Raw genomic sequence first — 12,320 nt, 5'->3', positions numbered from 1 at the left:
ATTGTTATGGGCAGTTTTTGCGGCAAAGCTGCGCCGAACCCCGGCGACGAGCGCGGGGGGCGGGCAGCGGATCGAGCGGATTTTTATTAGAGGGTCGGTGCGTAGACTTCGCGTCCGGCGAACCAGGTTTGCAGCACTTGGGTGTCGCTCAGGGCCTTGTTGTCGACGGTGAATACGTCACGGTCCAGCACGATGAAGTCGGCTTGCTTGCCAGGGGTCAGCGAACCGATTTGCTTCTCCAGGCCGATGGTGCGCGCGGCGTTAAGGGTGTAGGCGTAGAACATCGTTTCGCGATCCACGGCTTCTTTGATGTTCAGCACGCCCAGCGGGCCGACGCGGGTGATGGCCTGGGCCATGGCGTTCCATGGGTTGGGCGAAGACACCGGCCAGTCACTCGCCCCCGAGATGGTCGCGCCCTGTTTGAGCAGTGAATGCGCCGGGTATTGATAGCGGAAGGCGAGAGCGCTGACGTAAGGCTTGATCATGTCCGTGGTGTAGTCGTCGGCCGAAGCCCACAGCAATTGCATCGAGGCGATGACGTCCAGTGGTTTGAACCGCGCAAACTCTTTCGGGTTGACGATTTGCAGGTGCGTGATCGAGTGCGTCACGCCGCTTTGGCGATCCTTGCGCGCCTGGGCGATGCCGTTCAGCGACTCCCGCACCGCGCGGTCGCCGATGGCATGGATGTGCACCAGCCAGCCGCGCTGGTCGATGGCGCTGACCAGTTCGCCGAAATGCTTTGGATCGATCAGCAATTCGCCCTGTTTGTGCGAGTTGTTGTAAGGGTCGATCATTGCCGCGCTCTGGGCCGGGAATTCGATCACGCCGTCGGCGAAGATCTTGACGCCAGGCAGGGTCAGGTTCGGGATGCCCTGAAATTGCTGGCGGACCTTGTCCAGCGTATCGAGATCAGCCGGTACGCTTTTTGAGTTGGCCACCAGCAAAGCCGCCACGTGCACACTCATGCCACCGGTTTCGGCCAGCGCTTTATAGGCCGGTAGCACGCCGACGGTTTTCTCCGTGGGCTTGAGCGCGAACAGCGGTTCGCCGGGGGCGGCATTGGCGGCGGGGTCCATCCACGCCGTGATGCCGAAGCTGTTGTTGTAGCGCACAGCCGATTGGGCGGCCTTGAGCATGTCGGCGGTGCTCGGCACGGGCATTTTCGAGGACACCCGGTCCCAACCGGCATCCACCAGGAAGCCGTTGGGGGTGCCATCGGCACGTTTGCCAATGGTGTCCACTTCGGCGGCGGGCAATGACTTGAGCAACGCGGCATCAATCCCGGCGCGCTTGAGCATGAAGTCGTTGGCCCAGGCTGTGTGGTGGTCGCTGCCAGTGAACACCACGGGCACGTCCGCCCATTCGCCGTTGTTGAATTTTTTGCCCAAGTCTTCGGCCTTGGCCCAGTAAACCGAGCTCATGCCGGCCACGGTCAACACATCGCCGTGTTTGGCCTTGCCGTCGTCACGCCAGCCGCGCAGGCGTTTTTCCAGTTCGTCGAGGTCGACCACCTCGTCTTCCATGTTGGCCACGACCATTTCCAGACCGCCAAAAATCGCGTGGGAATGGGTGTCGATCAGACCGGGCATCAGGGTTTTACCACCCAGATCCACCACTTTTGTTTGCGGCGTGATCAAGGCTTTGATCTGTGCATCGCTGCCGACTTGCAGCACCTTACCGTCCTGTACCGCCAGCGCTTGCACCTTCGGTTGGGCACGGTCGGCGGTGAAAATCTTGCCATTGATCAGCACCAGATCGGTGGCTGCCATGGCTTCCATCGAGGCAAAACTAACAGCGGCCATCAAGAGATTCGGGATGAATCTTTTCATTGAATGTTTCCTTGTTATTGCGTCTGATGGCCAGATTAGTGGCTGCTGGTGCGCAGCAGAACGTCTTCCTCACGAAAAACGCTTTTGCCTGAATGGAAAAAGTATGGACAAATTGGGTGCATTGAAAATGTTCGTGGTCACGGCGCAACTCGGCAGTTTCAGCCGCGCCGCCGAGCAACTGGGCAAGACCCCGTCGGCCCTGACCAAAGCGGTCAACCACCTGGAGGCCGAACTCGGCGCCCGTTTGTTCGAGCGCAGTACCCGGCGGATTCTGCTGACCGAATCCGGGCGTCTCTATCTGGAAACCGCACGCCAGGTGTTGCAGCGGCTGGAGGAGGCCGGCGAGGAAATCGAGCAGCTGCAGCATGGCCTGCGCGGCAACCTGAAAATCACCGCACCGCTGGCCTACGGGCAGGCGTTTCTCGATCAGGTGTGTGGCGGTTTTCTGGAGCAGTACCCGCAGATCAATTTGCAGGTGGACCTGTGCGATGAGTTCGTCAATCTGCTGGAAAGCGGCTACGACCTGGCCCTGCGCGAAGGCCATGACGACTTGCCGGGGTTGATCGCCCGCGTCGTCGGCAGCAATCGTCTGGCGTTGTGCGGCAGCCCGGCCTATCTGGCGCGTAAAACATTGCCTGTCACCCCGCACACCCTCGATGACCACGAATGGCTGTTGTATCGACATCCGTTGCTCAGCCGCGAATTCTGGTGGGTCGAGCGCGACGGGCAACGCCTGAGCCTGCCCCAGCCGCAAAATCCGCGGTTGCGCAGCGACAATTACGACCTGCTGCTGGCCAACGCACTGGCCGGACGCGGCTTGTTGCACACACCGCTGTGGAGCGCCGCGCCGTACATCGCCGATAGCCGGCTGGTGCAGGTGATGGCCGACTACGACATCGACCCGGACAGCTTTGGCCCGCACATTCTGGCGGTGTACCCGAGCCATCGGCGGGCGACCGCGAAAGTGCTGGCGTTTATCGATTACATCGCAGGGTTTCTGGCGTCTCGTGGCTTGAGTGATGACGGCGGCAGATGAAGTCAAAAGATTCGCAGCCTCGTTTCACTCGACAGCTCCTACATAGCTCCTACACGGCTCATGCGCAGATCCTACAAGTCCTTGTCAGGAAAATGCCAAAAGAGTACAAATGTACTCTATGACGACTCTAACTCCCCGCCGTACCGCCATCCTGACCTTTATCCGCGACCGAATCGCGGAGCACGGTCAGTCCCCGAGCCTTGCTGAAATCAGCGAGGCCTTTGGTTTCGCCTCCCGCAGCGTGGCGCGCAAGCATGTGCTGGCGCTGACCGAAGCCGGTTTCATCGAGGTCAATCCCCATCAGGCTCGGGGCATTCGTTTGCTCGGGCAACCGGCGCGGCCCGAGTTGCTGGACATTCCGGTGCTCGGCCGGGTGGCAGCGGGTGCGCCAATCGGCGCCGATGCCGAAGTGCACAGCCGGTTGCTGCTGGATCCGTCGATCTTCTCGCGGGTGCCGGATTACATGCTGCGGGTTCAGGGCGATTCGATGATCGAGGACGGCATTCTCGACGGCGATCTGGTGGGCGTGCGGCGCAACCCGGAAGCGCTCAATGGCCAGATCGTGGTGGCGCGACTGGACGGCGAAGTCACCATCAAACGTTTCGAGCGGACCGACGACACGGTTCGCCTGTTGCCGCGCAACCCGGCGTATCAGCCGATCATCGTTCAACCCGATCAGGACCTCGCTATCGAAGGGGTGTTCTGCGGTCTGGTGAGGCAAGGGTGATGGGCGCCGTCGTTGCGCTGGATACGCTGTTCAATGGCGGCCAGGTCTGGAAAGGCCGGCCTGCGCCATCGGCCGTCAGCCCGCAACCCACCGGGCATGCCGCGCTGGATGCGGCGTTGCCCACCGGGGGCTGGCCGGAAGCGGCGCTGACCGAAATCCTTCTGGCCGGGCAGGGCGTCGGTGAGCTGCAACTGGTGTGGCCGGCGCTGGCGCGGTTGTCGGCGGCGGGTGAACGCATCGTGCTGGTGGCGCCGCCCTACGTGCCGTACCCGCAAGCGTGGCAGAACGCCGGGGTCGATTTGCGCCAGTTGTCGATCATTCAGGCCAGCGAACGGGATGCCTTATGGGCGGCGGAACAATGCCTGCGTTCAGGCAGTTGCGGGGCGGTGTTGTGCTGGCCGCACAAGGCCGATGACCGGGCGTTGCGCCGCTTGCAGGTGGCGGCGGAAACCGGCTCGACCCTGGCGTTCGCCTACCGCTCGATCCATGAAGCCATCAACCCTTCGCCCGCCGCCCTGCGCATTGCCATCGACGCCAAGCCTGCGCAATTACGCGTGCTCAAGTGTCGGGGCGGGCTAGCGCGTTCGGCGCCGATTGCCTTCTCCGTGGGGCATTGAGGTTGCCATGCGCTGGGTTTGTATTCTCTTCCCGCAATTGGCGCTGGACGCGGTATTGCGTCAGCGCCCCGATCCCGATGAGCCGCTGGCGCTGCTGACCGGCCCGGCACAACGCCGGGTGTTGCAAGCAGTCAACGCGTCGGCGCGGGCGCTGGGCTTGCGTCCGGGGCAGTCGATGACCGCCGCTCAGGCCTTGAGCAAAGGCTTTGCCACGGCCGAATACGACGCCGCCGAGATCGAGCACTGGCAGCAGTTTCTGGCAGCGTGGGCCTATCGTTTCAGCTCTCAGGTCAGCGTGCATTACCCGCGTGCCGTGGTGTTTGAAATCGAATCCAGCCTGGGCTTGTTCGGGTCGTGGCCAGCGTTTGAGGCGCGGTTGCGCGCCGAGCTCGGCGAGCTGGGTTTTCGCCATCGGATCGTCGCTGCGCCCAACCCGGTGGCCGCGCGGGTGTTGGCCAACGTGTATGACGGGCTGGTGGTGCCGGACAACGAAGCCTTGCAGCACCATCTCGGGCAATTGCCCGTCGACCGCATCGCGTTGGAACCCGTGGTGGCCACGGCGTTATCGCGCATGGGGTTGCGCACCTTGAGTCAGGTGCAGGCGCTGCCACGACAGAGCCTGGCCCGGCGTTTCGAAGCACAGGTGCTCAAGCATCTGGACGCGCTCTTCGGTGAGCGGCGATTGGCCCTGGCGTTCTACCTGCCGCCGGATCGTTTCGACGTACGCATCGAACTCAACTTTGACGTGCAGTCGCATCAGGCGCTGCTGTTTCCGCTGCGCCGGTTGACCGGCGACCTGTCGGCCTTTCTCTGCGGTCGGGACAGCGGCGTGCAGCGTTTCGACCTGCACCTGGAACACGCCGGTTTACCGGACTCGGTGATCAAGGTCGGCCTGCTCAGCGCCGAACGCGATCCGGCGATGCTCTTCGAACTGGCCCGGGGGCGACTGGAACAGGTTCAGGTCGAAGCCCCGGTGCGCGGTTTTCGGCTGTGTGCCGAAGACTTGCCGAGCTTCGTCCCGCAGTATCAGGAACTGTTCGATGACCGCCCGCAGCAATCCTTGCCGTGGGAGCAACTGCGCGAGCGCTTGCGCGCGCGGCTCGGCGATGAGGCGGTGCATGGCTTGCGCTTTCAGGCCGATCACCGGCCGGAATGCGCGTGGCAGGCACGGGTCGACAGTCAACTGTGCGCGGGGTTGCCGGGTGTGCAGCGTCCGGGCTGGTTGCTGACGGAACCGCAGGCGATCCACGAAGGCTCGACCCGCATCCTCATGGGCCCGGAGCGCATTGAATCCGGCTGGTGGGACGGCGCCGATGTGCGCCGCGATTACTACCTGATCGAAACCCGTTCCGGCCAGCAGGGCTGGGCTTATCGGGCGGTGGGTGAGGGCGGTCCGTTGTGGCTGCAAGGCTGGTTCGCATGAGCATTGACTACGCCGAGTTGCACTGCCTGTCGAACTTCAGTTTCCAGCGTGGCGCCTCCAGTGCCCTCGAACTCTTTCAACGGGCAAAAAAGCACGGCTATCAAGCGCTGGCGATCACCGATGAGTGCACGCTGGCCGGCATCGTCCGCGCCTGGCAAGCGGCGAAGTCGGTGGAGTTGCCGCTGATCATCGGCAGCGAAATCCGCATCGAGAACGGCCCGAAACTGGTGCTGCTGGTGGAGAACCTTGAGGGATACCAGACCCTGTGCCGGCTGATTACCCGGGCACGACGCCGTACGCAGAAAGGCCAGTATCAGGTGCTGCGCGAAGATTTCAGCGAGCCGATGCCGGGGCTGTTGGCGTTGTGGGTGCCGGACACTGTCGATGACTTTGAACAGGGCCACTGGTTGCAACAGATCTTCGCCGAACGCCTGTGGCTGAGCGTCCAGTTGCATTGCGGCCAGGACGATACCCGGCGCCTGGAGGCGTTGCTGAGTCTGGCGCGGGAGTTGCGGATTGCCGCCGTGGCCAGTGGCGATGTGCACATGCACACCCGTGGCCGACGCGCCTTGCAGGACACCATGACTGCGATCCGTCATCACCTGCCGGTGGCCGAGGCCGGGCTGCGCCTTCATCCCAATGGTGAGCGGCATGTGCGCAGCCTGGAGGTGTTGCAATCGATCTACCCGCCAGCCTTGCTCGATGAAACGTTGACCATTGCCCGGCGCTGCACCTTCGACCTTGGCCAGTTGCGTTATCAGTATCCACGGGAGTTGGTGCCGCAAGGCCACAGCGCCGATTCCTGGCTGCGCGAATTGACCGAACGCGGCATTCGCGAGCGCTGGCCCCAAGGGGCGAGCGAGAAGGTGCGCGGGCTGATCAACAAGGAACTGGGGCTGATCGCCGAGTTGGGCTACGAAAGCTACTTCCTGACCGTGCAGGACATCGTCGCCTTCGCCCGGCGCGAGAAAATTCTCTGTCAGGGCCGAGGCTCTGCGGCCAACTCAGCGGTGTGTTTCGCCTTGGGCATCACCGAGATCGATCCGGACCGGATGAACATGCTGTTTGAGCGCTTTCTTTCCAAGGAGCGCAACGAGCCGCCGGATATCGATGTGGACTTCGAGCACGAACGTCGTGAAGAAGTCTTGCAGTACATCTTTCAGCGCTATGGCCGCACGCGCGCGGCGTTGACGGCGGTGGTCAGCACCTACCACGCGGCCGGCGCGGTGCGTGACGTGGCCAAGGCATTGGGTTTGCCGCCGGACCAGATCAACGCCTTGGCCGATTGCTGCGGCCACTGGAGTGATACCACGCCGCCCGTGGAGCGCCTGCTGGAAGGCGGGTTCGACCCCGAAAGCCCGGTGCTGCGCCGGGTCTTGAGCCTGACCCAACAGCTGATCGGTTTCCCCCGGCACCTGTCCCAGCACCCCGGTGGCTTCGTGATTTCCGAGCAGCCTCTGGACAGCCTGGTGCCGGTGGAAAACGCTGCCATGGCCGAGCGCACGATCATTCAGTGGGACAAGGACGATCTGGACGCGGTCGGGTTGCTCAAAGTGGATATTCTGGCGCTGGGGATGCTCAGCGCGATCCGTCGTTGTTTCGATCTGCTGCGTCGCCACCGAAACCTTGACCTGAGCCTGGCGACGATCCCGTCCGAAGATCCGGCCACTTACGACATGATTGGCCGTGCCGATACCATCGGCGTGTTCCAGATCGAATCCCGGGCACAAATGTCGATGCTGCCCCGGCTCAAGCCCCGCAAGTTCTATGACTTGGTGATCGAGGTGGCCATCGTTCGCCCCGGCCCCATCCAGGGCGGCATGGTCCACCCGTATCTGCGCCGCCGGAACAAGGAAGAGCTCGAAAGTTATCCCTCCGAAGAGTTGCGGGAGGTGCTCAAGCGCACCCTCGGCGTGCCGCTGTTCCAGGAACAAGTGATGCAGATCGCGATCGTCGCCGCCGACTACAGCCCCGGCGAGGCCGATCAGTTGCGGCGTTCCATGGCGGCCTGGAAACGCCACGGCGGGCTGGAACCGCACAAGGATCGGCTGGCTGCAGGGATGAAGAAAAACGGCTACACGGCCGAGTTCGCCGCGCAGATCTTCGAACAGATCAAAGGCTTTGGCAGCTACGGATTTCCCGAGTCCCACGCCGCCAGTTTCGCCTTGCTGACCTACGCCAGTTGCTGGTTGAAATGCCACGAACCGGCGGCCTTCGCCTGTGCGCTGATCAACAGCTGGCCGATGGGATTCTACAGCCCGGACCAGATTCTTCAGGACGCGCGCCGGCATCATTTGCAGATTCGCCCGGTGGACGTGCGCGCCAGTGACTGGGATTGCAGTCTCGAGCCGGTAATCGGTGCGCAACCGGCGATTCGCATGGGGTTGCGGATGATCAAGGGCTTTCGCGAGGACGATGCCCGGCGCATCGAAGCGGCGCGCTCACGCGGGGTGTTTGTCGACGTCGCCGACCTGGGCGAACGCGCGCGACTCGACGCCCGCGCCCAGGAGCAACTGGCCGATGCCGGTGCACTGCGGGGGTTGGCCGGTGACCGGCATCGGGCGCGCTGGGAGGTGGCAGGGGTTCAAAAGCAACTCGGTTTGTTCGTCGGCCTGCCGAGTCAGGAAGAGGACGTCGTGTCATTGCCCAAACCCAGCGTCGGCGAAGACCTGCAAGCCGATTACGCCAGTGTCGGCACCACCCTCGGCCCGCATCCGCTGGCGTTACTGCGCGGTGAACTGAACGCCCGGCGCTGTCGCAGTTCGCAAGAACTGATGGCGGTCGAACACGGGCGCCCGGTCAGCGTCGCAGGCCTGGTGACGGGGCGGCAACGTCCGGGTACAGCCAGTGGCGTGACCTTCGTGACCCTGGAAGACGAGTTCGGCAACGTCAACGTGGTGGTCTGGCGCGACTTGGCCGAAAGGCAACGCCAGGTGCTGGTCGGTTCGCAATTGCTCAAGGTCGATGGCCGCTGGGAAAAGGAAGGCGAGGTTCGCCACCTGATTGCCGGACGCTTGAGCGACCTGAGTTCATTGCTGGACGGCATCAGCGTACGCAGCCGGGATTTCCGCTGAATGCGAAATTTGTTGCTGCCGCAGATCCCCCTGTGGGAGCGAGCCTGCTCGCGAAGAGGCCTGTCATTTGGCATTGATGTCGACTGACGGACCGCCTTCGTCGGAACGCCGCCCGGAGACAAGCTCGCTCCCACAGGTTGGGTGGTGGCTGATCATTTGGTCTCTGGCCAAAACCGCTCCCCACCCCCCGGCGCTTCCGTCCATGCTTGCAGCGAGCGGGTCGGCAAATCGAAATAGTCGCGGGTTCGCGCATAACCATGCCCGCCCATGCGCCCAATCGCATCCAGTCCCAACTGATCGATGTACAGGGTTTTCGGGTCGATCAGTTCGTCGCGCACATGCGCCATCAGCACCTCGCCAAAGATAATCTCCCGCGATTGCCCGATGGACAGCGCCATCATCCTCCGACATTCCAGTGCCACGGGCGCTTCGCCGATCCGTGGGCATTTGACCGTGGTGCCGGGAATCGCCGTCAGGCCCGCCGCCGTCAATTCATCAAAACCGGGAGCAAAAGGTACGGCGCAGACGTTCATGGCTTCGACCAGCGCATCGCTGACGATATTGACGGTGAACTCCTGATTGAGCTGGATGTTGCGGGTGGTGTCCTTGGGGCTTTGATCGCCGTAGTTTTCCACGCCCAGCGCCAGAATCGGCGGGTCAGCCGACAAGGCATTGAAGAAGCTGAACGGCGCCGCATTGATCCGGCCTTCGCCATCGATGGTGGTGACCAGCGCAATCGGCCGTGGCACCACGCTGCCGATCAGAATCTTGTATTTGTCCCGTGCACTCAGGGTACTGAAGTCGAAGCTTTGCATAGGCAGATTTCTCTAAATAAGGGGATCAATGGCGCTCAGTGGCGCCTGTGCGCTGTAGTCGTCGGCGAACGGGATGGCCGGCTTGAACAGGCCTTTCCAGTCCGGTCGGCCAAAGGCCCGGTCACTGTGGCTGCGCATCAGTTTTTCGAATTGTTGTTGGGCCTGGCGTTGCTGGGCGGGGTAGTCGATGCCTTGCACCTGGCGGTCCTGCATCACGCAGCGGCCATCGATGTAGCTGGCGATACAGTCATCACCACGCCCGGCCAGGACCAGGTTTTTCAGCGGATCGAACAACGGTCCCAGGTGCTGACCGCGAAGGCTGAACACCGTGATGTCGGCCTTGGCTCCCGGCGCCAGACGGCCGAGATCATCGCGGCCCAGGGCCTTGGCACCGCCAAGCGTGGCGGCGTTGTACAGATCCAGCGTGCTGGTGAGCGAGTTGCCGCCCTCCATCAGGCGGGCGATGTTCAACCCCAGGCGCATGTTCTCCAGCAGATCTGCCGGCCAGGTGTCGGTGCCCAGCGCGAAGTTGATTCCCTTGGCCCGATAGCGCCCGAACGAGTTCAGCGCTTCACCGTCGCGGGCAAACACCACCGGGCAATGCACCAGACTCGCGCCACCGTCCACCACCCGTTGCAGGTCGTCGTCGCCGCGGGTGTAGATGCCATGGGGCAGCAGACTGCGTGGGGTCAGCAAGTCCAATTGCTGCAACCAGCCCAACGGTGACGCACCGCGAAGCTGCTCGACCATCGCCACCTCGCCCAATCCCTGACAGCAATGCAAACGCATCGGTGCGTTCAGTTCGCGGCTCAGTGCAGCGGTGCGTTGCAGCAGCGCCGGGGTGCAGGTTTGAATACGGTCAGGCAGCAGCGCGCCACGAATCAAGTCACCGTGCGTGCCATCGAAATCCTTGAAAAAACGCGTCGCCGCTTCAAGCCCGGCCAATCCCCGGGTTTCATCCCAGTGATGCCCGAGGCTGCCATCGGCCCGCCAGTAACTCATGCCGCTCATGTAGCAAGGACCGAGGTACGTGCGCAGCCCCAGTTCCACCGCCACGTCCGCCACGCCAGCAAATTCGTCGTAGGTCTCGGCCCACTCGCGGTAGTACATCGAAGTGATCGGCATGGCGGTGGTGATGCCGTTGCGGATCAATTGAGTGAAGGCGTAACGGTATTTGAAGACCTCTTCGTCGGCGCTGTAACTCTCGCGCGGACCGGCCGCCAGATAGTCTTCGGACCACATCCGGCCCATGTCGCGCTCATCGCCGTTGTCTAGGGTCAGCACCGTGGAATCGAGATCGCCCAACGCATCCAGATCGATGAAGCCTGGCCCGATCAGCGCGTTGCCATAGTCAATCCACTGATCCACCGGGCCCACAAACTCGCGCCCGACAAACACAATGCGCGAGCCTTCAAACACCACTTCGCCGTCGCGCCACAGCACATGCTGCGTGCCGTCGAATCCGACCACGCAACTGGCTTTCAGGCCGATGCGTTTCACAAGCGGCTTTCCAGCAAACGACCACCAGAGGCGATCAACTCACCACCGCGATACACCTGCCGCAGCGGCCGCGAAACCACCGCTTCACCCAGGGTCTGCACCGACATCAGCAAAAAGTCCGCCGGTTGCCCGATCTCCAGACCATAACGTTCACAACCCAACGCGCGGGCGCCATTCACCGTCGCGGCCTCAAACGCCGCCGCCAGTTCATCGTCCTTGTTCAAGTCAAATCGGAACGCCAGCAGCATCGCCCGTTCCAGCATGTCGCCGTTGCCCATTGGCGACCACGCATCGCGGATGCCATCCGAGCCCAGGCACACATTCACCCCGGCCTCGCGCAACGCCAGAAATGGCGGCACCGCGCAATCGGCCGGCGCAGAACTCATCAACGAAATACCCAGCGCTGCCAGCCGCTCGGCCACCGGCTTGACCTGACTCCACGGCTGCATTCCCAAGCAATACGCATGGCTGATCATCACCCGACCCTGACGCCCGAAGCGCTCGGTGTAGTCGGCAATCAACGCGATCTGCCACAGGCCCAGTTCACCTTTGTCATGCAGGTGAATGTCGACACCACGGTCGAACTCGCTGGCCAACTTGAAGACGAAGTCGAGTTGAGCAATCGGATCGTTGTCGATACCGCAGGGATCGAGTCCACCGACGTTTTCCACCCCCAACGCCATCGCTTTGCGCATCAGTTCGGCGGTGCCGGGACGGCTGATCAGACCGGTTTGCGGAAACACCACCAGTTGCAGGTCGATCAAATCGCGGTAGGTTTCGCGCAGCTGTTGCATGGCTTCGACGTGACGCAGGCCGAATTCCGGGTCGATGTCGACGTGGCAGCGCATCGTCAATGAGCCACGGGCGATACAGTTTTCCAGCAGGGCGCCGGCACGCTGGGCGATGGGCGCTTCGACTTCCCGCAGCACCCGGCGCTCGTTGGCGATGTAGTCCTTGAGTGTCGGGCCGGCGCTGTTCGGGCGCCAGGGTTGGCCCCAGAGGGTTTTGTCGAGGTGGACGTGGCTTTCGACCAGGGTTTCGGTGAGCAGTTGGTGTTGACCGTCGATGTCGGTGGCGGTCAGCGGGGTGCTGGAGGCCGGCCGTCTGTCCCTGAACAGGCCGTTTTCAATCAGCAGGTCTTCGGCGGGGGCGCCGTGGGGGCGCACGTTGCGTAGCCAGCGGGGGTGGGTCATACAAACCTCTGATTCTGTGTTGTGTGGGAGGGCCTCATCGCGAGCAGGCTCGCTCCCACATTGGAATGCGGTCACTTGTGGGAGCGAGCCTGCTCGCGAAGGCCGC

Annotated in this window: 9 protein-coding genes; 5 read left to right on the top strand and 4 right to left on the bottom strand. The window is 62.8% G+C overall.

Features of this window, described 5'->3' with window-relative positions; genetic code table 11:
- Positions 1-86 precede the first annotated feature (86 nt).
- Positions 87-1,829, bottom strand: a complete 1,743-nt coding sequence (locus tag AC1DWM_RS26455; protein WP_223513082.1) for an amidohydrolase — start codon at positions 1,827-1,829, stop codon at positions 87-89.
- Positions 1,830-1,932: 103 nt separating this feature from the next.
- On the opposite strand from AC1DWM_RS26455, the gene AC1DWM_RS26450 reads away from it, so the two are divergent.
- From AC1DWM_RS26450 to AC1DWM_RS26430, 5 genes are all read left to right on the top strand, one after another.
- Entirely contained in the window at positions 1,933-2,865 is a 933-nt protein-coding gene (locus AC1DWM_RS26450) for a LysR family transcriptional regulator (protein ID WP_477796544.1), read from the top strand.
- Positions 2,866-2,974: 109 nt separating this feature from the next.
- Entirely contained in the window at positions 2,975-3,592 is a 618-nt protein-coding gene (gene lexA / locus AC1DWM_RS26445) for a transcriptional repressor LexA (protein WP_477796543.1), read from the top strand.
- Positions 3,592-4,209 (top strand): translesion DNA synthesis-associated protein ImuA, encoded by a 618-nt coding sequence (gene imuA / locus AC1DWM_RS26440; protein ID WP_477796542.1) that lies wholly within the window; start codon positions 3,592-3,594, stop codon positions 4,207-4,209. The genes lexA and imuA overlap by 1 nt, the downstream gene beginning before the upstream one ends.
- 7 nt (positions 4,210-4,216) lie before the next feature.
- A complete protein-coding gene (locus AC1DWM_RS26435; protein WP_477796541.1) occupies positions 4,217-5,632 on the top strand; it encodes a Y-family DNA polymerase in 1,416 nt (471 codons plus the stop codon).
- A complete protein-coding gene (locus AC1DWM_RS26430) occupies positions 5,608-8,706 on the top strand; it encodes an error-prone DNA polymerase (RefSeq protein WP_477796540.1) in 3,099 nt (1,032 codons plus the stop codon). Before AC1DWM_RS26435 ends, AC1DWM_RS26430 begins: the two co-directional genes overlap by 25 nt.
- Before the next feature lie 152 nt (positions 8,707-8,858).
- Here the strand turns inward: AC1DWM_RS26430 and AC1DWM_RS26425 are convergent, their stop codons facing one another.
- From AC1DWM_RS26425 to AC1DWM_RS26415, 3 genes are read right to left on the bottom strand one after another with little or no spacing between them, the layout of a single operon-like run.
- Complete coding sequence (locus AC1DWM_RS26425) at positions 8,859-9,521, bottom strand: flavin reductase family protein (RefSeq protein WP_223513095.1); 663 nt, start codon at positions 9,519-9,521, stop codon at positions 8,859-8,861.
- A 12-nt stretch (positions 9,522-9,533) separates the two neighbouring features.
- Positions 9,534-11,021 (bottom strand): amidohydrolase family protein, encoded by a 1,488-nt coding sequence (locus tag AC1DWM_RS26420; protein ID WP_477796539.1) that lies wholly within the window; start codon positions 11,019-11,021, stop codon positions 9,534-9,536.
- Complete coding sequence (locus AC1DWM_RS26415; RefSeq protein WP_477796538.1) at positions 11,018-12,214, bottom strand: amidohydrolase family protein; 1,197 nt, start codon at positions 12,212-12,214, stop codon at positions 11,018-11,020. The genes AC1DWM_RS26420 and AC1DWM_RS26415 overlap by 4 nt, the downstream gene beginning before the upstream one ends.
- Positions 12,215-12,320: the final 106 nt, after the last annotated feature.

It is taken from the genome of Pseudomonas sp. P4_C8, assembly GCF_056401975.1.
Note: the sequence above shows the minus strand (reverse complement) of the source record. Positions and strands in the feature narration are given on the sequence as shown.